This is a genomic window from Candidatus Gracilibacteria bacterium (assembly GCA_041661045.1).
Taxonomy (GTDB): Bacteria; Patescibacteriota; Gracilibacteria; order UBA1369; family 2-02-FULL-48-14; genus 2-02-FULL-48-14.
On the sequence record JBAZVE010000001.1, the window covers coordinates 982971 to 1004954 of the forward strand.

Genomic DNA, 21984 nt, shown 5'->3' on the forward strand with positions numbered 1-21984 from the left:
GTGGAAGCCATCAAAAATCTCTTTCGCAAACTTCTTCCGCATCAGCATCCCATTCGTTTGTTTTTTCATAAGGTGGTGGCCATTGCGGCCGCTTTTAGATACGGCTTCCCCGCCAATGGCATGACGGTGATTGCGGTGACGGGGACCAAAGGAAAAACCAGCACCTCCAATATGATCCACAAGATTTTTACGGAGGCGGGAAAGAAAACGGGCCTGCTCACCACCATCAACTTTAAAGTGGGTGAGGATGAAGAGCGCAACACCACCAATCACACCACCATTGGTCCTTTTCAACTTCAAAAAAAGATTCGTGAAATGCGCGATGCTCAGTGTGAAGTTTTAGTGGTGGAGGTGACCAGCCACGCCATTGTTCAATCGCGCCTTTGGGGTATTAATGTGGATACGGTGGTCTTCACCAACTTGAGCCAAGATCACTTGGACTACCACGGGACCATGGAGGAATACCGCAACGCCAAGGGACTTTTGTTCGAAGCCCTCAATCACTCGCCACGAAAAGTGGGCGTGTCTAAAATTTCTGTGGTGAATCAAGATGATGCCGAGCATGAATATTTTAATAAATTTCCTGCCGACCAGCTCTTTGAATACGGGATTGTTAAGGGCAGCTACACCGCACGAACTGTGGAGCCTTACGCGGAGGGAAATCGCTTTTTGCTTCGCATCCCCAATGGGGAGTTGCCTATTGATTTAAAAATTCCCGGCCGAATGAATGTCTATAATGCACTTGCGGCAGCCACGGTAGCCACGGCGCACCGCATCAATCTTGCCACTATTCAAAAAGCCTTGGAGTCCATGAAGCCTCTGCCCGGAAGATTGGAGGTGATTGAGGAAGGCCAGCCCTTCACCGTGGTGGTGGACTTTGCACACACGGAAGAATCTTTGAAACAGGTTTTGCAGATGTTTCGTGAACTCACCAAGGGCAAGCTTATTGTGGTTTTTGGGGCCACGGGGGAGCGGGATACCGGCAAGCGACCTAAAATGGGAGCGGTGGCGCATCAATATGCCGACCATATTGTGCTCACCAATGACGATCCTTATGGAGAAGACCCTTTAAAGATTGCGGAGATGGTTCGTGGAGGTATTCCTCGGCATGAGGGCCAGGGCTTTTGGCAGGTTTTGAATCGAAAAGAAGCCATTCGTTTGGGGCTTTCCTTGGCGCAAGAGGCAGCCGATACGGTTATTGTGGCGGGGAAAGGAGCGGAGGCCTATCAGTTGCTGGGGAATCAGAGGATTCCGCACGATGATCGCTTGGTGGTTCGTGAAGTGCTTTCAAAAGCCATTGATATCGCCTTATGAATCCAGGATTTTTAATTATTGATAAAGCCTCCGGCTGGACCAGCCACGATGTTGTTGCCAAATTGCGCGGCATTTTAAAAGAAAAGAAGATTGGTCATTTGGGCACCCTTGATCCTTTGGCCACCGGGGTTTTGGTGGTGGCGGTGGGGAGACAGGCCACCAAACAAATCCAGCATTTCATGAAGCTGGATAAGGAATACACCGTGGAATTGGAGTTGGGGAAGACCTCGGACACTTATGATAGTGAGGGAAAGGTGCAAGAGACCGGATTTGACCTTGGGAAGTTGGATAAAAAACTTGTTCAAGAGGCACTGGAGAGTTTTTGGGGAAAATCCATGCAAATGCCTCCGGCTTTTTCCGCTAAAAAAATCAATGGTAAAAAGGCTTATGAGTTGGCGCGAGCCGGCAAGCCTGTGGAACTTAAACCGGTGGAAGTGACTATGCAGGGCAAGGACATTACGGTGGATTTTCCTTTTGTACGATTCACGGTCACGGTGAGCAGCGGAACCTACATCCGTTCTTTGGCTCACGATTTGGGTCAAAAACTGGCCTGCGGCGCCATCCTCACCGCCCTCCGCCGCACTCGCGTTGGGGACTTTAAGATTGAGGATGCACACTCCTTGGATCAGATTGCAAAGGCGCAAACAGAGCCCCCAAAAGCCCCCTTGACTCTTCCGTGAATGATGCTATAATGCCAGCTCTTTTATCGCCCTGCATTATTTATGTCTAGTCCTAATCCTGACAAAGCTTTAACCCTTTTTACTGGGGAACTCAGTTCCGGTGGGACTTCTTTTGAAGATCAGATTAGGGCTATTCAAGGTCTAAGTTTTATTGAGAGGTCTCGCTTGGGCTTCAATCTCTCTCAGGATGTTATTTTACCAACAACGGAGTCATTGCGACTGGCTTTGACAGAAACGAGTGGAGCCTTGTCTGAACTGAGGCGCACTCATAGCTCCTTATCTCCTACACCTTCATATCATGGAGCTCCATCAGCTAAATTTGATCCTGTCTTTTCTTGTCTATTAAAAGGGAGAGAGGTCCAGGTTAGCCTTGAGGACAATCGTATGCTGCACAATGTTGAAGGTGGGCCACCCGTTGTTACACAGAAAAAGGAGTGGGATCCGTTTGTCCACAAACATGTTTTTAAGGATGTTGGAGTAAAGGCCCCCCTGGTTTGTGTTGAGGAAAAGGGTTGGACCTTACGGTGGGATGATGTTCAAGCAGCAGAGTCGTCTGGCGACGACGGTTATGCCCTTGCGGTGCCTTCTTTGAGACAGTTGCGAGTGGCTCGCACGACCTATCCGAGCCTGGCCTGCCCCGATTTTCCCTCCCCCGATTTTTATCCTTTTTATTCGCGAGGACCGCAAGGAATGGATCCTACTACTTTTGGAGAGCGAGCTGTATCTGCGGGTCCCTACTTTGAGGATACTGTTCGCTTCAGTGGCCCACGCAATGGCGCTACCCTTGCATGGAAGCTGTATCACAGCCCCTCCTTGGATAATCTTTTTGGGAAATATATAGAACCCTTCACTGGACATTCCTGTGCTTCTCTTGCAGAGTGGCGTGTGAATTCGTCCGTTCCAGGAAGCGAGCATTATAGGCCGTTGACCGAGCTGTTTGGGCCCACATCGATACCAGACTTGCTTACGATCAATAGCTTTCTTCAAGAACTTCGAGGGCTTATTCAACTTATTAATGGTGATCTGATCCCTCAAATAAAGGAGAAGAACTTGGGTATGATCATGAATGCTTCTGCGCAGGCTCTCGGAGGTAAAGGTGGTCTTTTCTGATTCAAGTTTCCTGTGGACTCGGTGACTGCGCCGTGAGTAAAATGAGGGAAAGGTTTTTCCCTTGTTTATGTCCTTCTCTATTTTCATCACCGCGTTTGGATTCACTGCTGCTTTTGCGTGGGGGGCTTTGCGGCTTTTTCCGCGATTGGGGCTTATGGATAGGCCGGAGCGGTATGGGCATAAACGATCGCCGATTCCATATCCGGGCGGGGTGGCGAGTTTTTTTGCTTTCTTGGCCACGGTGGCTTTGGCTTTCCCCGGAGTGGGAGGCAATGCGGTTTTGGTTTCGGTTTTGGCGGGAGCCAGTTTGCTGGCCTTCACCTGTTTTTTGGATGATCGCTTCGGTTTGTCTCCTTATTTGAGACTTCTTATTCAAGTGCTGGTTGCTTTTTGTGTTGTGGCAGGAGGTGTGGGCATCAGCTCCATCACCAATCCTTTTGGAGATCCCTTGGTTTTAGATGGTCTTAATATTCCCTTTCACTTTGGAAATTTGGCTTTTACGCTCACGGTTTTTGCAGACATCCTTACGGTGGCGTGGGTGGTGACTATGGTGAATGCGTTCAACTGGATTGATGGAGTCCCAGGCATGGCGAATGCCAGTGCGGCGACCGCGAGTTTTATTTTATTGCTGCTCAGCATGAGGCCCGATTTTCACTTTGTAGATCAAACGCTTTCCATTGCTCTCTCGGCCACCATTTTGGGGCTTAGCCTCGGATTTTTGATCTTTGATTTTCCAAAACCCAAGATGTTGATGGGCGACACGGGCTCCATGCTTTTGGGATTCTTATTGGCGGTTACGGCCATTATTTCCGGTGGGAAAATTGCCACCACCATTTTGGTTTTGGGCTTCCCCATTCTGGATTTTGTGTGGGTGATTTTGCGCCGTTTGTTTAAGGGTCAGTCGCCTTTTAAGGGAGACTTGGGGCATTTTCATCATCGTTTGCTGCGGGCCGGATTTTCGGATCGACAGGTGGTGATTTTATTTGCGCTCACCGGGGGACTTTTTGGCGGCATTTCTCTTTTGCTCCACACGGAGGGCAAGCTCATTGCATTGGCGCTTCTTGCGGGCGGAATGCTTGTGCTTCTCACTTTGCTTTACGCAAAAAAAGAGTAAGATTTCCGTGATATTCACTCCAACGCCATGAAAATATTTTCACTTCTCGTTCTATCATCTCTGCTTTTTACGGCCTGCCAGGTGCGTGAAAAAACGGACGAATCCCCTGTGGATGAAGAGGTCTTTGTGGAACTCAGCTCTGAGGGAGGGCTTGTACCCGCTCAGCTTGAGGCCAGTTTTATGAGCGATCATCAATCGTTTTCTTATAGCTTTCGATACGACAGCAGTTTGCTTCAAGTTTTGGATACTCCTTTGGAAGGGGCTTCTAAATTTGGAGCGAGCTTTCAAGTGACCGGCGGGGCTGAAATTATTGCGATGAGCGAATGGCTTTCTGATCTTGATATTGTCCCCGAACTGTCGGCTTCTCAAGTGTGGGGTCGTAATCAAGTCTATAGATACCTTGTCCCTGAGGGAGTCTGCACCTTGGATCGCGCGGTGATTCGCAGTGCCGAAGAAGGCTTGGTGATTCAGATGCGTTTGTGCCCGGGAGATGATGCTGAACTTGGGAAAGAAGCTTTTGAAAGTCTGCTCACTGGAGTAAACTTGAAGAGTCTCTAAATTTTAATCTATAAATATTTTTGACATGAAAAACTCTCTACTTGTCATCTTTTCTTCTTTATTCCTTCTTGCGTGTTCGACCCCAGCGCTGCCTGTCGAAGAGGGTGAGCCTGAGGTTTCAGCATCGGAGGTGGTGGTGTGGCAAGATATTGCATTTACTCTTCCTGAGGGTTGGACTGCTGAAGAACAAATGCAAGGTTACGATATCTCTGTTCCTGATGAAAATTATGAAGTGACCTTGGTTTGGACTGTGTCTCAAGAATCTGAAGGGGCATTACCTTTGGAAGGAAGCGAGGTGGAAACCACTACGGAGGGTATACAGCTTTATAATATTGGGTGTGGAGGGGCTTACTACTGTGGAAACTTTGCTTATGCCGGACAGGCTTATAGTTACGGCTTTCAGGTGAGAAGCACGCAGCCCGTCCCTGAGAATTTGGATGGGGTTTGGACTCCTGATACGGATGTGACTCAAGAAGATTTGGAGGATTTCATTGCTAGCGCTCATCTGGCGGACTAGAATGGAGGCTCCTAAGCCCTTTATTGAATGGATCCGGTACAAGAAATCAAATCGAAGCTTTCCATTGAGGACATTGTTGCGCCGTTTGTACAACTGAAACGCAGTGGGAAGTATTTGAAGGCGTGTTGCCCCTTCCATTCCGAAAAAACACCGAGCTTTTATGTGAGTCCCGAGCGGCAATTGGCCTACTGTTTCTCCTGCCACAAGGGAGGGGATATGTTTCAGTTTATTCAAGATATTGAGAGCCTGGATTTTAGAGGGGCCCTGGAACTTTTGGCGGATAAGGCTCATGTGGACTTGCCCAAATTCTCCGGGAAACAGGAAAAGGTTTCTAAGGATGTGAAGGACCGCTTGAAGTTGATTTGTGACGATGCGAACAATTTTTTTGTTCAAAAATTGCATGAGAAAGGGGATGCGGAAAAAGTGTATGCGTACTTAAAAGCCCGGGGCCTCACGAAGGAATCCATTCAAAAGTTCCAGCTTGGCTTTGCGCCTGAAGGGAGGGACGAGCTTTATCGCCACCTTTTGGCCAAGGGCCATGAGAAACAGGATATTTTGGAAAGTTCTTTGGCTCTGGCCCGGGATTCCGGAGCTCAAGAAGTTTCGGACCGATTCAAACTTCGGCTCATGGTTCCCATTCACAACGCGCAGGGTGAGGTGATTGCTTTTGGAGGTCGCGCGCTCAAAAAAGGGGATCAGCCCAAGTACCTCAATTCCTCTGAATTTGCGCTTTATAATAAGAGTTCGGTTCTTTACAACTTGAATCGGGCCAAAAATGCGATTCGGGAACAGGATTTTGTGGTGGTGGTGGAAGGGTACTTTGATGGCATCGCTTCCGATCAAGCGGGAGTGGAGAATGCCGTGGCCACTTGCGGGACGGCCCTTACGGAAGAACAGCTCAAGTTGATTCGTCGCTATACAAAGAAAATTGCTTTTGCTTTTGATAAAGATGCCGCGGGTCAGGCGGCGCTGCTTCGGGGGGTGGAATTGGCTCAGCCGCTTGGGTTTGAACTTTTTGTGGTGGAAGTTCCTCTTGGGAAGGATGCGGCGGATAGCGTGAAGGAAGACCCCAAGCTTTGGCAGGATGCGGTTTCCACTAAAAAACCGTATTTGGATTACTTTTTGGAACAGGGTTTGGCTAAATTTGATCTTAAAACAGCGCAAGGGAAACGAGATTTTACCGACTATTTCATCGCTATTCTCAAAGGCACCGCACATCCCATTGAAATGGATCATTATATTAAGGAACTCTCTAAGCTGGTGGGATCTCCTTCTCGGATGCTCTACGATTACTTGAATCAGATTAAATCTCAACGCACACACACGCGCGTAAAAACTCCAAAAGAGGAAAAGGTGAAACTTTCTAAACGAGACCGTTTGTCTCGGGAGTTCGTGGCCCTGCTCTTGGCCTTCCCCAAGGTGTTTTTTGAGCTTTGGAAGAGTCTGGAACATTTCGATGCTTTCCAGGCTTTGGCGGAGTCCACGAATCTTATTCAACGATCCGACAGGCTGACTGCCGAGCATCATCGTGCTTTTTATAGCGATTTTGCACAGTTTTTGGGGGAAGAACGATCTATTTACAAGAGGGTACTGGATTACTATAATGCCCAGGACACGGTGGACGACTTGTTTTATGCTGGACTTGAAGATGGAATGGCTCTGAGCACACTTGCGCTTGGCGCCGAAAAAGATTTCTCCAGTGCTGATGAGGTTAAAAAAGAGTTCGAGAAGCTCGTCACCAAGCTCTACTTTGAATCGCTCAATAGTCTCCCTGAAGTCCCCTCTGCTCCCTAACACCGCTCCATGGCGCGAACCAAAAAGTTTATTGCTCACTTCTCTGAAGAGAATTTAGCCAAATACCCTCAAGAAGTCCGTGATTTGATCGATAAAGGTCGCCAACGCGGCTTTGTGACGCAACAGGAATTGATGCATGCTTTGCCAAACCTGGAAGAGGATATTGAATTTGCGGATGAGGTCTACACGCTGCTTTTGGAGCTTGGAATCGATTTGATTGATGTGAAGGATGAGATGATTTGGGGAAAGAAGGAATCGGAAGAAGAGGAGCCTGCGGATGAAGACTTAATGGATGAGGAATTGATTAAGCTGGCGGAAGCAGACGATCTTGGGGAAGAGTTTTCTGAAGAAGTGACGGAGACCGAAGAAGAGGCGGAAGAACGCGTGGCCAAGAAGAAGAAAAAAGATAAGGCGGATAAAGACCATGCGGCGGCTGTGGAAGCGGCAGCTAAGAAAAAAGAAAGGAGCAAAAAAACAGTGGATCTTTCGGAAATTGCGAACGATTCCATCCGTATGTATCTTTGTGAAATCGGTAAGGTGGACTTGCTCACGGCTAAAGAAGAAGCGGATTTGGCGCGAAAGATTGCTAAAGGAGATCAATCGGCCAAAGCTAAGTTGGCGGAGGCTAATCTTCGTTTAGTGGTTTCTATCGCAAAAAAATACATTGGTCGTGGACTTTCGTTCTTGGATCTTATCCAGGAGGGAAATATTGGTTTGTTCCGAGCCGTAGAGAAATTTGATCCCAATCGAGGGTTCAAGTTCTCCACTTATGCAACTTGGTGGATTCGTCAGGCCATCACTCGTGCTATTGCGGATCAAGCGCGCACCATTCGTATTCCGGTGCACATGGTGGAAACCATCAACAAGCTGACGCACACCCAACGCCGTTTGGTGCAGGAGCTTGGGCGGGAACCTCTGGTGGAAGAGCTGGCTGCGGAAATGGATATGGATGAGAAAAAGGTTCGTCATATTCTTAAAATCTCTCAGGATATTGTTTCTTTGGAGGCTCCGGTTGGGGCCGAAGAGGACAGCAAGCTTGGAGACTTTATTGAAGATGATGATGCGCTTTCTCCTTCCGAGCAGACCAACCGTCAGCTCATTAAGGAAAATATTCACGAGATGCTTCAATACCTTTCTCCACGAGAACGAAAGATTATTGAAATGCGATTTGGACTTAAAGATGGTATTGGTCACACTTTGGAAGAGGTGGGCAATGAGTTTGGAGTGACCCGAGAACGGATTCGACAGATTGAAGCCAAGGTCCTTCATAAGCTGCGTGAACACCCAAAGAGTGTTAAAATCCGCGCATATTTCTGATCCCTCGGCCCTGCCCGAGTCTTACTGTTTGTCTAACCCACTATTTATGTCTAAAGCTATGACTCAAAAAAGTACCGGATCCAAAAAGGCCATTGTTGCCACCGGAGATGAAGAACTTCTTGTGACCAAGGAAGGTCTCAAGGCTCTCCATGAAGAATTGGAATTTTTGTCCACCACTCGCAGGAAGCAAGTGGCTGAACGGCTCAAAGAAGCCATCAGTTATGGAGATCTTTCCGAGAACTCTGAGTATGAGGAAGCTAAGAATGAGCAGGCTTTTGTGGAGGGCCGTATTATTGAGCTGGAAGGAATGATTAAGATCGCCAAGGCGGTGGATGAGAAGCAGCATTCTAAAAAAGTAGTGGAGATTGGAGCCAAGGTTAAAATTTCCAACACCAAGAAAAAAGAAGAGATGGAAATCACGATTGTGGGTGCCACCGAAGCAGATCCTTTCAACGGCCGAATCTCTAATGAGTCTCCCATTGGAACCGCTTTGCTGGGAAGCAAAGTGGGGGATGTTGTTACGGTAGACGCTCCTGTCGGAAAGTTGGAATACGAGGTGCTTAAACTCTCTTAGTCTTTTTCTTTCCTTTCTTTTTGGGCAGATACTTGTCGGTCTTTTTCTGGTCTTCGAGCATGGGTTTCATCTCTTCCGCCTTGCTTGTTTTTTTCCAAAACCAGACTCCATAGGCACTGGCGGCCACGAAGAGGAGGACTATCCAGAGGCGCATTCCAAGATATGGGATATTTTGATCTCTAAAGAATGTCAGTAAGAGCCCCACAATGGAGAATTCACGCATTCGAGAGGCCAGGCCGCCTTGTTTAAGCTTGAAGCTTCCCGCAAAAACTCCAATGAAGAGAACTAGGAGGGGCCAAAAATAAAGGAAACTGCTTCCGGGCTGTTGATCCAGGAGGTAGGAGAGGCTGAACAGTTTAAAGGGATTCATGAGGATGAGATTTAAAGGATTTTATTCTTTTTAGGAGTAGGGAACCACTTAAGAGGAAGAAGAGTGCGAAGAAAAATATGGGCAACCGTATTCTTAAGATCAGGAGTGTATCATCCCCCTTGAAGAATTCAAGAATAAAAAATAGTAAACTCAGAAAAGTGGAGTAGTAGAGGGTGGAGTTTCCCTCTCGTTCAAAGAAGGTGGTTTTTTTACCGAGATGCCTCTTTAAGCCGAGGACTCCCAAGATTGCAAGGATAGTGTAGATCTGTACCGGGTGCACGGGAACGGTGTATTTAACACTATAAACTTCGTAGCGGACTCCCCAAAAGAGATCGGTGGGTCTTCCATAGGCGTATCCCCCCAAAAAAGCACCTGCATTTCCAATACTCATTCCTACCAGGAGGGGTACGATGAGGGCATCCGTCCATTCCCAAATGTTCTCTCCGGATCGGTAGAGGCGGTAAGTCAGGGCCAAGAGGAATCCCAATAATGCTCCCCAAAAAGAAAACCCCTGGTCCCAAATCGCAAAGAAATTTCCCAGTGTTCTCAGGTTGAATCCCGGGAAATAGGCATCGGTGTGCAGGACAAAATAAAAAATTCTTGAACAGATCAAGGCACTGAGGAAAAAGGTTCCACTGTGTTCGATGAAGAGAGTAAAATTCACGCGGGCTCGTTTGAGCCGTTGCACGGCCAAATAACTTCCAGCTAAGAGAGCCAGGGCAACAAAGACCCACAAGGTTTGAATAGAGACGAATTGAGACTCGTAAAGGATGGGAATCATCTTAAAGATTAAACACTAAGGTGATATTTAAAACAATCCCCAAGGGGATGAGGACAGCATTTGCCCACGCTTTGTAGCGCAGATGATCCACTCGTAGGCTGAGGACAATGTGCCATAAAAAAACCGTGAGGAGGAGATGCCGGAGGGTTGGAGAGGCGAGCAGATTGAAATCACCGGGGAGAGGGTTCCCTCCGGGAAAGACTTTTGCACTGGCATAATAACTGAAGAAGTAGGCCACCAGGTAAAAGCTCAAAAGCCAAGATAGAAAGTGATTCACTTCCTCTGTGAGTAGGGGTTCATTCACTTCTTTTTTCTGATTTTTCCTTTCCCGCTGCAATGCCTTGAGCTCTTGAGTGAGTCGCGCTTTTTCATCCAAGATTGATTTTAAGCTTTGCCTTGCCTCGGCTTTTGCCCCCTTTGGGGCGGTCCAAAGAATTCTTCGGTAAGTCCAGCCTTGTCTGTTTATTGCGCGAATTTTTTCTTGAAGGGTTTTCTCCTCAGGACTTGGGAGGAAAGTCCCCAACCATTCGGCGACTCCTCTAAACAATTGATTGTCGGAGGCTTGCAAACGGCCTTGCATCTCTTCCAGATTCTCGGTGATTCCCGGAGTGAGGGTGGGTTGGGTGTGCAGTGAAGCCATCATTTTTTGCGCCTCCAGCTTCAAGTGATCCCGCTGTCTCTGCATTTTCTCTTTGTGCAAAAAGAGTTCTTGATCTTGCACTTTCTTTAGCAACTCTTCGGAAGTCATTTGAATATAATCCAGGTTGGTGCTGCTTTTGATTCGGAGCAGTTTGTCGATGGTGCTTTGAATGATTTTTTTGGCTTCGGGCTTGATGTCTTCTTGATATTCAATCAAAAGGCTTTTGATTTTACCCAAGATGAAATCGACCTTTTGAAGCAGTGCTTTTCGTTTTTCTTCAAATGCTGCACTGGCCTTTTTGTCGGCCAAATCATTGGGGTTTTCCACTTTGTTTTTGGCCTCATATTCTGCTTTGAGCATCGAAAGGTCTTCTGCCTTTGCCTTGGTCTTTTCTTCGTCACTCGCACCAAAGGGGACCACAAAAGAGACCTCAAACTGATATTCTTCCATCAAGCGCTTGAAGGCTTTGTAGCGGCTGCTGGCGGGAATGGTCCCAATCACTTTTTTCCCACTTTTATCAAAGGCTTCAAACTCAAATTTTTGGAGTTCCGCACTGGTGCCCGGTTCACGGGTGCTGCTTTGGACGGAAGTCTCCGCGTTTTTTTGAATACCGAGGAGCGAAATTCCAAAAGCCCCCAACTGTTTTCGAGCTTCCTCTTCGCTTGCAGCGCCAATGAGTCCACTGAGTTTTTTTCCGCTGCTATTGACCGCTGTGTATTGAAACTGCGCCATGGCGTGGTGCGTGAGGAGTTACTTTTGAGCCGGCCTCAATGAATCCATAAAAAAGAGGATGAGGTCGGTGAGGACGAGATAAAAATTCCGGATGAGACTGTGTTCCTATCATGAAAGGATGATTTTTGAGCTCCGCCATTTCCACAAGATTTCCTTCTTCAAAATATCCGGAGGGGGTCCAGTCACTGCCTTCCAAATCTTTTACAAAGTCATTGTTGATCTCGTAACGGTGGCGGTGTCTTTCCATCACCATCTCTTTTCCGTAAAGGCGGCGGGCCATGGTGCCTTCTTTGAGCATGCAGGGGTAGGCGCCTAAGCGAAGCGTGGCACCTTTTTCTTTATCCCGATGTTGTCCCGGTAGAAAGTGAATGACATACTTGCGGGCATCCAGCTTGCCATCTTCATCGAACTCTTCAGAAGTGAGTTCGGCATCTTTCAAGTAATCCCGTGCGTATTCAATCGTCATGAGTTGCAGGCCCAGGCAAAGCCCCAGGTAAGGCACTTTCTGTTCGCGGGCGTATTTGGCAGCCATGATTTTCCCTTCCGTTCCGCGGATTCCAAAACCTCCCGGAACAAGAATGCCATGTGCGGCTTTCAGCTGTTCCCAGGTCTCTGCATCCTTTTCCTCTAACTTTTCGGCGTCCACCCATTGTAAATCCAGTTCCAAATCTTGGTGGTAGCACGCAATTTTTAGAGATTCAATTACCGAAAGGTAAGCGTCGTCGAGATCGGTGTATTTTCCAACCAAGGCGATGCTGATGGGTTCTCGTTTGGCTTGAATTTTGCTCACCAAGGTTTGCCAGTCTTCCAACATTGGGTTTACATTTCCCAAATGCAGTTTGTTGGCAATGAGCTCGGTGATTTTGTATTCATTGAAATTGAGAGGCACTTCGTAAATGGATTTGGCGGTCACCGCGGGAATCACACATTCCGCTTCCACATCACAGAAAAGGGAAATCTTTTTTAAGATTTCAGTTGGAATATTTTTGTCGGCGCGAGCCAGGATGAAATCAGGTTGAATACCAATCGATCGCAGCTCGCGAACAGAGGCTTGTGTGGGTTTTGTTTTGAGTTCTTTGGAGGCTTTGAGATAAGGCAATAAAGTGAGGTGAACAAAGAGCGTATTCTCTTTCCCGAGTTCGTGGCGCATCTGTCGAATGGCTTCCAAGTAGGGAAGGCCTTCAATATCTCCAACGGTTCCTCCAATCTCAATAAGCACCACTTTGGCTCCACTTTGTTTGGCGGCTTCCTTGATGCGATTCTTGATGGCCTCGGTGATGTGGGGCACCACTTGAATGGTTCCTCCCAAAAAATCTCCGCGGCGTTCTTTTGCCAAGACTTCTGTATAAATTTTTCCTGTGGTTACGGAGGACAGCACATTGAGGTTTTCATCGATGAATCGTTCGTAGTGGCCCAAGTCCAAATCTGTTTCAGCTCCATCTTCGGTGACAAATACTTCTCCATGTTGAAAGGGGCTCATGGTGCCGGGATCCACATTCAAATAAGGATCCAGCTTCATCGTAAAGACCTTGAACCCTGCCGATTTGAGTAGGGCGCCGATGGAAGCTGTGGCGATTCCCTTCCCCAAACTCGAACAAACTCCACCTGTGACGAAGATGTACTTGGTCGGCATGGGTAAAGTATACGCAGGGCAATCCTTTCGGGCAAGAGAAAGCTTTTTTTATTTCCTTCGAGTACGGGGGCCTTTATGTACTCTCAGGAAATAAAAAAAGCTTTCGCCCCAAAAGTCTAGGGCTTAAAAAAGAATCAGAAAAATGGTGCTGACGAATGAATCATAAACCTTCAGAAAGAAAAAGGAGAGATCATGATCTCTCCTTTTTCGCTTCAAGATGAATGAGTCCGCACGATTTTCTAGTCCTCCCAATCTTCTGAAGCGATGCCCCAGGCGAGGGAGACGCGGTAGGCGATGGCCATGGCCTCGCTACGGAGAATATCGTTGTAAGGTTTGAAGCTGTCGTCGTCATAGCCTTCAATCACGCGGACATTGTCTTCTTGAGCGGTATCCACGAGGGTTCCGTAGGCAATGGCCAAGGCGTAGGCGAAGTAGTCTTCGTTATCCACATCTTCAAAGATGTCTTCAACATCGTAATCGTAGATGCTTTGGTCCGCGAAACGAACGGCGTAGAGAATGGCATCGGCACGAGTGATGGGTTCGTTGGGGTAGAAGTAATATCCATTGTCCCGTGTACGAATCACATCTTCATCTTCAGCAATGTTGAGGTAGGGGTAGAACCAATCGTTGGCAGAAACATCGTAGAAGCCGGTCTTGTCTTCCCACCCATCGTCCACATCATGACCAAAGATCAAAACCATCACTTTGATCCATTCGGCACGGGTGATTTCGTCTGCCGGAACAAAAGTGGTTGAAGTGCGGCCTTGAATGATGCTGGCTTGGTAAAGGCGGCAGACCAAATCTGCAAACCATTCTCCATTGGTGTCGGTGAAAGGATCGGTACATCGGTAATTTCTATTTTTGATCACTTCTCCAGAATTCACATTGGTCACTGAAACATCACCGGGGTTGACCCCGTTGTAGGCCGCATCGGTTGAGATGGCGGCGGCGGTGATGATCGAGTAAGCCACATCCGCATCATCGGAACTGTCGGCAACTCCGGTGACCGTAATGGTTTGAGGAGTGGACCAAGTTGCGGTGGTGAATGTGACTGAACTTGGAGATACGGTTCCTTCCGTTGTATCTGATGAGGAAAGTCCAACGCTGACATCCGCTGTGGGCTGCTTGCTGAGCACCATGGTGAATGTGGCGGTTCCACCGGCTTCCGTCGTGTTGCCGGAGATGGTGGAAACGGAAATGGTACCGGTTTCAGTTGGCGTTGTTGGGGTTGTTGGGCTGGTGTCGTTGTCGGTGATGGTCGCGGTGAGATTGGGTACCGCGGTACTCGCGTCGGTGTCGTAAATGCTGAGAGAGTGGGTGAGCACTCCGGAATGAGTCCCTTCCACACTGCTGTCGTCCACAGCCGTTACGGTGACCATTTGAGGTACGCTCCAGTTTGTTGCATCAAAGATGAGCGAACTTGGAGTGACCGTCAATTGAGCGTCGGGGGTGATCTTGAAGCCCATGGTTGCGGAGGGAGCCGCAGTGAGTGCAACCGTGTAGGAATCGGTGGCTCCACCTTCTGTTACAGCTGTAGTTCCGGAAGATTCAACAATGTTGGCTTCCACTGGTGTTGTGGTTCCTCCACCGGTGAGGGTGAACTTGCTTGCGCAAGTGGGATACTCCAGCATTTCAACGGTTATGGTGTCTCCCGATACGCCTCCACTGAAGAGACCACTCAATATGGTGCTGTTTTCGGTGAGGGTGATGAGATAAGGATTCTCCGGTCCGGTGGAGTACAAGTACTCACTGGTGCCGTCGGAATGAATCAAATTGCTTCCACTAAAACCTCCGGCTCCATCGGTTTTGATGGAAAGGGTGGCGCTGAGTGCAGTCATGCTTGTTGCGGCATCGTAGTCAAAGGTTGTCATCACACTCATATCAAAACTGGCCGTTGGAGTGTTGGCAGGAATTTCGTAAGAACTGGGAGTGACGGTAAGTCCTGTACAAGCCAGTGCGTCGGGTTCGGTGGGATCGGCTTGGGTGATAGTGAAGGATTCGCTGCAATTTGTTTCTTCTCCATCCACTGAAACAGTGATGGTCTCTCCGACACTCCCTCCAGTAAAGTGCATGGTTACAATGCGAGGTTCCGTTAAGTTGAGGAGATAAGGATTGGAAAGAGTTATGCCATCTTCACTGAAGAAACTGCTTCCACTTCCTCCGCTGGATTGGAATCTTAGGGTTCCCGTCCAACCCTCTACACTAGTGCCATCCGTTGGAATGACTATTTCTGTGAGGGTGAATGCTTTCAAGTTGTCTGAAAGCGAGGGAATGCTCGCCGTGACCGCGGTGGTACTGATCCCAACGGTGATATCGAAATCGGCAGTGGTGTCCTCTGCCGCCATTTCATAGGAGCTGGGTGAAACCGCGAGGCCTGAACAGGCACTTTCGAGTGCGGTGATACTGAGGCTGAGCGCGGCGTCGGCAGAAGCACGGGCTTGAGTGGCATAATTTCGCGCGGCTTCCGCAGCTCTGTTGGCTTCTTCCATCAATACGCCTTCTTCGTTACGAAGTGTGTTCAGTTCGCTGTAGGCAGCGAGGGCATCGGTGTACGCCGCGTGGCTCGTATCCACCATTGTACTCATGGTTTGGTACTGAAGGAGGAGCTCCTCGTAATCCTCAATGTGCTCCTCAAGATATGCCTCAACTTCTGGGGTCCACTCTGCCGTGCCTATCGTGCCCCATGTTGCCCAGATCGTGTCCCAATCCACCAAGTTTTCTACTGTACATTCGTTGTCGAACCAAGCTTCTGGGTCCTCCCCTCCTGGGATTACTCCTGAGGTGGTGGTATCACAAGCAGGAAAAGAGGATTCATAGACTTCAAGACAAGCCGTGCTATTGTAGTCTCCTCTTTCCATTGCGCCGCTTGCATTGTCTCTGTCTGTATTTGCACAGTCTACAAAATCTACAGAATTTGTTTGAGTGTATTCCACCCTCCACTCTCCCCAAAAGCTACACAATGAATGATAGGTATAGCCCCCCCATCCAGGGTACAGAGTATAGGTGCAGTTTGACATCAATAGCTCGTTGTAAAACCCATAATAGCTGTGTTCAAGATCCACCTTGGCAAAGTCTCTATTGTAGATGGCTTCAAGGTAGGAGGCTTGATAGCCAGAGAGGGCTGCTTCGGCGGCATCTGCGGCGGCTTCTGTTGCATTGTGAAATTCTTCCGCTTGGACGCGGAGCGCTTCGGCAGTGGTGGCAGCGGCTTCGGCGGCCTCGGCGGCGGCTACGGCATCCGCTTGCGCGGCTGCGAGTGCGGTAGCATCGTTGGCGTCGGCGGCGACGGTGGCCTCCCCGGCCGCTTCCATTGCCGCTACGGAAGCGTCTAACGCATCTTGCCTGTACGCTTCGACGGAATTGACTGTTTCTTCAAAATCTGAGGTGCCCGGCAAAGAGCCTCCCCATCTTCCCTTCAACCAATCGCTTTGCACAAGGGCAAAGGCGAGGGCGCCGAGGAGGACGAGGGCGAGGACGATAAGGATAAAAGGTTTACGGGATTTATTGGGCATACCAAGCGAGGTAAAATCTTAAAGCGAGCGCCACTGCTTCTGAGCGAGCAATGGACTTTGTGGCACCGGCAGTGCCATTAGAATATCCTTCAAAAACACGAGTCGTCCCTTCATCAGGGTCTTCCACCATCTTGTTGTAGCCAATAATAATGGCATAGGTGTAGGGGTCGGAGGCTTTGAGGTCTGAGAAGGGGATGTCTTCTTCCTCCCAGTCCCACAAAGTTTGCTCCGCGGTTCGCACCATGTAAAGCATAAAGTCCCCACGAGTGATGTACGCATTTGGATTTGCGTATCCTCCGTTATCTATCACTCGAACAACGCCGGCTTCTTGAGCGAGTACATACCATGGGTGAAACCACTCGCTTGATTTCACATCAATAAACTCTTCCGGGAGGCCTTCGGCATCTTCCTCCGTTTTTCCTGAGAGGAGCATCAATATTTTGATGGCTTCAGCGCGGGTGAGGTCTCCCTCAGGCACAAAACTATTGGCATCTCGGCCATTGACGATTCCGGCTTGATAGAGTCGGCACACATTGCTGTAGGACCAGTGTGTTGAATCCACATCGGTAAAGGGTTCGGAGCATACAGCTTCTTTGCTTGTTAAAATGTCATTTATTGTTGTTGTAGTCTCGGTTGTCGTCGTGGTGGTGCTGGATTCAGTGGTGGTGCTAGTGGTGGATGAGCCGGAGCTTGAAGAACTGGAGGTGCTGTCGGAGGAACTGCTGCCATCGCTTGTTGTTGTGGTGGGCTCCGTTGTGGTTGTGGTAGGTTCGGTTGTGGTAGTGGTGCCTGTTGTAGTGCTTGAACCGGGGTAACTGGTGGCGTCGAGAGGGTCTGTTCCTGAATCGACTTCGGTTCCGTCTGAGTAAGTGTCCCCGTCGGTGTCACTGTTGTTGGGGTCTGTTACGGTATCCACTTCTTCGGCATCGGTGAGGCCATCGCCATCCGTGTCTAGGTTTGGATCAGGCTCGGTTGGAGCGGGTTCGGTTGGTTCTGTTGGTTCTGTTGGAGCCGCCTCGGTTACTTGAGTGAGTGTGAATTTGGTGCTGCATGAAGGATCTTCATTGATGGAAACAGTGATATTTTCTCCTTCTTTGCCTCCACTGAAGTTTATGTTGGCTACGGAGCCGGATTGAGTGAGGGCTACTTTATAAGGGTTGATGGGGCCGCTTTCCGTGAAGCTTGTTACGCTTCCATCGGGGTTGCTGAGGCTGTTCCCATGAAAAGCTCCGGCTCCATCGGATTCAAAAACGAGTGTGGCTTCAAAAGCCTCACTATCAGTCCAAGCATCCAGATCAAAAGTTGTAAGGGCGGTGAGGTCGAAATTGACCTCCGCTGTATTTGCAGGAATCTCATAAGAAGCCGGACTTACGGTGAGTGCGGTACACACGATGCTGCTCGTAGTGCTTGTGCTCGTTGTTGTACTGCTTGTTGCGCTACGATCCAGAGGATCGCTACCGCTGCTGACTTCTTCACCATCGTTCACGCCGTCTCCATCACTGTCCGGGTTGAGGGGGTCTGTCCCAAATCCTGTAACTTCCGCACCATCCATTAAGCCGTCGTCGTCGGAGTCGGAGTCGTTGGGGTCTGTCCCCAAATCCCCTTCATCGCTTTTGCGAAGACCATCGCCATCGTCATCGATGCCGGCGGATCCTTCGGTCTCGGTTCCTCCTTCACCTGTTCCAAATCTTCCCTTAAGAAGACTGGTTTGAGTGAGGGCGAAAACAATTCCGCCGAGTACTGTTAGGGCAATGAAAAGGTAGATGATTTTTTTCATTTTTGTTTTTAACTAAATCCTAGCATTTTACACCAAAAGCTAGATTTTAGCAATCCTTTCATAGACGCTTTTTTCGTAGGCGTCGAGATCCGGGATCATGAGGCGAGCCATTCCGGACTGCATTGCGGCTTCCGCCACGGCGCGGGCCACGGTTGGAACCACGCGGATGTCGAATTGTTTGGGGATGATGTAACCCGGGATGATGCCTTCTTTGGCTTGGAAGTGACCTTTTTGAGCTTCTTCGGGATAAGCGCTTTCTAAGATTGCACGGACTTCATCGGGTGGCGTTTTTTTGACTAGGGAAGCGAGGGCCTTTGCGGCAGCCAGCTTCATGGCTTGATTTACAGATCGGCAACGAGTGTCCAGGGCTCCTCTAAAAATACCGGGGAAACCCAGGGAGTTGTTCACTTGATTTGGATAATCGCTTCGTCCGGTTCCAATGACTTTTACTCCGGCTTCAATGGCGTCTTCCGGCATGATCTCCGGGGTGGGGTTGGCCACGGCAAAAACAATGGCATCGGGATTCATTGTTTTTGCTACCTCTTTGCTGAGGAGACCGGCACGGGAGACTCCGATGAAAATATCGGCTCCCTGAACCGTTTCTCCCAAAGATTTTGCTTCGGAGACTTTGGCGAATTTGCGTTTTTGACTGTTCAAGTCTTCTCGAGCTTCCGTGATGAGGCCCTTGCTGTCACACAGGTATACTTTTTGCAGATCCGCACCCATGTCCAAAAGAAGGTTGGCGCAGGAGATCCCTGCGGCACCGGCACCGCTGAAAACAATCTTCACGGCATCGATTTTTTTGCCCACCGCTTCCAGTGCATTGAGTATGCCGGCGGTGATCACAATACTGGTGCCTTCTTGATCGTCGTGAAAGACGGGAATATCCATTTCTGCATCCAGCTTTTTTTGAAGGTCGAAGCAGAGCGGGGCCTTGATGTCTTCCAGAATGATGGCACCAAAGGTGGGTTCCAACAATTTGATGGCGGAAATGAGCTCGTTTTGGCGAGCTTCATTATGGTCGATTTTACCTCCCAAACAGAGCGGCGTCCCGTTGATATCGGCGAATCTTTTGAGAAGTACCACCTTGCCCTCCATTACGGGGAGAGCGGCTTCGGGTCCCACTTCTCCAAGTCCCAAAACGGCGGTTCCATCACTCACCACGGCGACAGAGTTCCCCTTACCGGTGTAGTCGAAAACGGCGTCTTTATTTTTATAAATCTCCAGGCTCGGCAGTGCGACTCCGGGGGTGTAGGCCATGGAAAGATCTCTGGCGCTTTCGCAGGCTTTTGTTGGCTTGGTCGCAATTTTTCCCGGGACGGGATTCCGATGGTAATCGAGGACTTCTTCGTTGGTGATGGCAGTCATGGTGCTTTAACGGTTAGAGAGGATGCCGCTTACGCGGCGTTCTTGCTTAGCAGGCCGTTGGCCCGCTTAGGATGTTGCTTGCGCAACCTTATTGCTTAGCAGGCCGATCGGCCTGCATGGAAATGTACTGATCCCGGTTTGGTCCCACGGAAATTCCGCGGATACGGCAACCGGCTTGAGTTTCAATTTTTTGGAGCAGTGTCAGCAAGTTTTTTGGCAACTCTTCTTTTGTGCGCATACCGGTGAGGTCTTCGGTAAAACTTTCTTCCCATGAATAGATGGGGCGAACACGGGCATAGGCTGCGGTGGAGGCTGGGATGTAATCGATGTTTTTCCCCTCCAACTCATAGCCAACCACCAATGGAATCTTTCCTTCTTTGGTTTTTGAATAGAATTGAAGCAAGTCACACTTGGTGATCACTATTTCTTCCACTCCGTTGGATTTTACGGCGTGGCTCAATTGAACCAAATCCAAAATTCCAATGCGTCGTGGCCTTCCGGTTACGGTTCCATATTCTCTGGAAAGCACTCGAAAGGCTTTTCCCACTTCAAAATCATCTTCTGACTGTAAGAGTGTTTCCACGGGGAGGATGGATTCGGTTTCACGGTTGTTGATGGAATCTCCATTTTCATTCACTGCCATGCAGTAATCCTCGGATTTTTTGCCACCAAATTCCGAGACAAAGGGGCCGTGTCCCACTCTGGACATCAAAGCCTTTACCACACCGATGGTTTTGTGATGAAAGTTTGGGGGGAGGTCTCCGCCCGTGTAGGCGGCGGGGGCGCAGGTTGCGCTGGAGGTTACAAACGGCACAGAACCTTTATTGACATCCAGCATGTAGGATTGAGCTCCTTCAAAAAGCACCTTGGCTCCGACTTCCGCTTTTTTATAAAGATAAAGCACATCTTCTTCAAAAAAATCTTTCACTTTTTCCAGGGCGGCGCGCATTTTTGTGAAATGAGAGGGGAGGTCAAAACTTGGGAAGTGATAGAGCGAGTCCGCATAATCATAGTTGGCTTGCATCAGCGAGAAGCAGTTTTCTTCATTGTCCAAAAGATCGCACAATCTTAAATTTACGGTGTTTTTGCCATTCATTCTCAGGGCTCGGTCGGCGTAAGCCGGGCCGATTCCGTTCTTGGTCGTGCCCACTTCTTTTCCCAAAATGGTGTCCATCAAAATGTGATGCGGCTGCACCAGCCCGGCCTGAGGGGAGAAACGGAGGCGGTTCTTTAAAATAATTCCTTGAGCTTCGATGTTTGTGATTTCTTCCGCCAGTTTGATGATGTCGATGACGCAGCCGGAGCCCACATACAGATCCATGCTCTCATACAAAACACCTGATGGAACTTGCCTCAGTGCCAGTCTCAGACCCTTTGCTTCTATGGTGTGTCCGGCGTTGGCGCCACCGTTGAACCGCGCCACCACGGTGTAGTCGCTGGCCATGTCGTCGATCACGCGGGCTTTGCCCTCATCTCCATATTGTAAACCGATGACGATGTCTGAGTAACCGTTCATGGCCCAAAACTAGCACATTGCTCAGCGCTATGGAAGCGTTGTTTTAATACAGTTCTTTCCAAATGCGTTCGGAGAGGACGGAGGCTTCGCCACGGGTCGAGTTGTTGTGAGGACGAAAGGATCCGTCTCCGTAACCTTCAATTATTCCGTATTCAATGCCCACCATTACGGCGGCGGCGAACCAATCGTCTCCGCTCACATCCGAGAACCGGCTTTCAAAATTGTAAACCTCGTAATCCGTGATTCCTGCGACTTGGATTGCCATGCTCAAGGCTTCCGCTCGAGTGATGGGTGCATTGGGGTGAAAGCTGCCGTCGTTGTACCCGCTTACAAAACCTTTTGATCTGGCAAAAGTGACGAATGGGTAGTACCACTCTCCCGGAGCAATGTCCGTGAAGCTTGCGCTCTGCACCGAATAAACGGTGTAGCCCAAGTTGACCAGGGAGATTTTTAAGAATTCCGCTCGAGTGACCTCGGTATCGGGCGAAAAATTCCGTTCGGAATATCCTTCCACCACGCCATTTTGGTAGAGAAAACAAATTTCATCTTCGGCGAAGTGGCCCGCGATATCGATGAAAGGATGTTCACAACCCGAAACAGTCAACTCTGCGGAAGCAGTGGGAATGAGAAGGGTGAAGAGAAGAGTGGAGAGGAGTTTTTTCATGGGTGGAGGATGT

At 49.1% G+C, this 21984-nt stretch carries 18 protein-coding genes; 9 read left to right on the forward strand and 9 right to left on the reverse strand.

Features of this window, described 5'->3' with window-relative positions; genetic code table 25:
• The 9 genes from WC777_04835 to greA are packed head-to-tail and all read left to right on the forward strand — an operon-like array spanning window position 1 to window position 8978.
• Entirely contained in the window at window positions 1–1329 is a 1329-nt protein-coding gene (locus WC777_04835; GenBank protein MFA6024508.1) for a UDP-N-acetylmuramoyl-L-alanyl-D-glutamate--2,6-diaminopimelate ligase, read from the forward strand.
• Window positions 1311–2006 (forward strand): tRNA pseudouridine(55) synthase TruB, encoded by a 696-nt coding sequence (gene truB / locus WC777_04840; protein ID MFA6024509.1) that lies wholly within the window; start codon window positions 1311–1313, stop codon window positions 2004–2006. The genes WC777_04835 and truB overlap by 19 nt, the downstream gene beginning before the upstream one ends.
• Before the next feature lie 30 nt (window positions 2007–2036).
• Window positions 2037–3266, forward strand: a complete 1230-nt coding sequence (locus tag WC777_04845; GenBank protein MFA6024510.1) for a hypothetical protein — start codon at window positions 2037–2039, stop codon at window positions 3264–3266.
• A complete protein-coding gene (locus WC777_04850) occupies window positions 3172–4218 on the forward strand; it encodes an MraY family glycosyltransferase (GenBank protein ID MFA6024511.1) in 1047 nt (348 codons plus the stop codon). Before WC777_04845 ends, WC777_04850 begins: the two co-directional genes overlap by 95 nt.
• A gap of 27 nt (window positions 4219–4245) precedes the next feature.
• Window positions 4246–4776 carry a hypothetical protein gene (locus WC777_04855; protein MFA6024512.1) on the forward strand — a complete coding sequence of 177 codons (531 nt, stop codon included), beginning with the start codon at window positions 4246–4248 and terminating at the stop codon, window positions 4774–4776.
• Window positions 4777–4801: 25 nt separating this feature from the next.
• The gene (locus WC777_04860; GenBank protein ID MFA6024513.1) at window positions 4802–5293 is read left to right on the forward strand and encodes a hypothetical protein; all 492 of its coding nucleotides are present in this window, start codon (window positions 4802–4804) and stop codon (window positions 5291–5293) included.
• 27 nt (window positions 5294–5320) lie between these two features.
• On the forward strand, window positions 5321–7087 hold the full coding sequence (gene dnaG / locus WC777_04865; protein MFA6024514.1) for a DNA primase: 1767 nt from the start codon (window positions 5321–5323) through the stop codon (window positions 7085–7087).
• 9 nt (window positions 7088–7096) lie between these two features.
• Window positions 7097–8440, forward strand: coding sequence for an RNA polymerase sigma factor RpoD (gene rpoD / locus WC777_04870; protein ID MFA6024515.1), 1344 nt, complete (start codon window positions 7097–7099; stop codon window positions 8438–8440).
• A gap of 22 nt (window positions 8441–8462) precedes the next feature.
• Window positions 8463–8978 carry a transcription elongation factor GreA gene (gene greA, locus WC777_04875; protein MFA6024516.1) on the forward strand — a complete coding sequence of 172 codons (516 nt, stop codon included), beginning with the start codon at window positions 8463–8465 and terminating at the stop codon, window positions 8976–8978.
• Here the strand turns inward: greA and WC777_04880 are convergent.
• From WC777_04880 to WC777_04920, 9 genes are all read right to left on the reverse strand, one after another.
• The gene (locus tag WC777_04880; protein ID MFA6024517.1) at window positions 8965–9348 is read right to left on the reverse strand and encodes a hypothetical protein; all 384 of its coding nucleotides are present in this window, start codon (window positions 9346–9348) and stop codon (window positions 8965–8967) included. The genes greA and WC777_04880 overlap by 14 nt on opposite strands.
• Entirely contained in the window at window positions 9335–10129 is a 795-nt protein-coding gene (locus tag WC777_04885; GenBank protein MFA6024518.1) for a prolipoprotein diacylglyceryl transferase family protein, read from the reverse strand. The genes WC777_04880 and WC777_04885 overlap by 14 nt, the downstream gene beginning before the upstream one ends.
• A gap of 1 nt (window position 10130) precedes the next feature.
• Window positions 10131–11501 (reverse strand): hypothetical protein, encoded by a 1371-nt coding sequence (locus WC777_04890; protein MFA6024519.1) that lies wholly within the window; start codon window positions 11499–11501, stop codon window positions 10131–10133.
• A complete protein-coding gene (locus tag WC777_04895) occupies window positions 11470–13134 on the reverse strand; it encodes a CTP synthase (protein ID MFA6024520.1) in 1665 nt (554 codons plus the stop codon). The genes WC777_04890 and WC777_04895 overlap by 32 nt, the downstream gene beginning before the upstream one ends.
• A 239-nt stretch (window positions 13135–13373) precedes the next feature.
• Window positions 13374–16646: an S-layer homology domain-containing protein gene (locus WC777_04900; protein MFA6024521.1), complete on the reverse strand. Its 3273-nt coding sequence runs from the start codon at window positions 16644–16646 to the stop codon at window positions 13374–13376.
• Complete coding sequence (locus WC777_04905) at window positions 16636–18423, reverse strand: S-layer homology domain-containing protein (protein ID MFA6024522.1); 1788 nt, start codon at window positions 18421–18423, stop codon at window positions 16636–16638. Before WC777_04905 ends, WC777_04900 begins: the two co-directional genes overlap by 11 nt.
• Window positions 18424–18462: 39 nt before the next feature.
• Window positions 18463–19791 (reverse strand): malic enzyme-like NAD(P)-binding protein, encoded by a 1329-nt coding sequence (locus tag WC777_04910; protein ID MFA6024523.1) that lies wholly within the window; start codon window positions 19789–19791, stop codon window positions 18463–18465.
• Between the two features lie 88 nt (window positions 19792–19879).
• The gene (locus WC777_04915; GenBank protein MFA6024524.1) at window positions 19880–21307 is read right to left on the reverse strand and encodes an adenylosuccinate synthetase; all 1428 of its coding nucleotides are present in this window, start codon (window positions 21305–21307) and stop codon (window positions 19880–19882) included.
• A gap of 43 nt (window positions 21308–21350) precedes the next feature.
• Window positions 21351–21971, reverse strand: a complete 621-nt coding sequence (locus WC777_04920; protein ID MFA6024525.1) for an S-layer homology domain-containing protein — start codon at window positions 21969–21971, stop codon at window positions 21351–21353.
• Window positions 21972–21984: the final 13 nt, after the last annotated feature.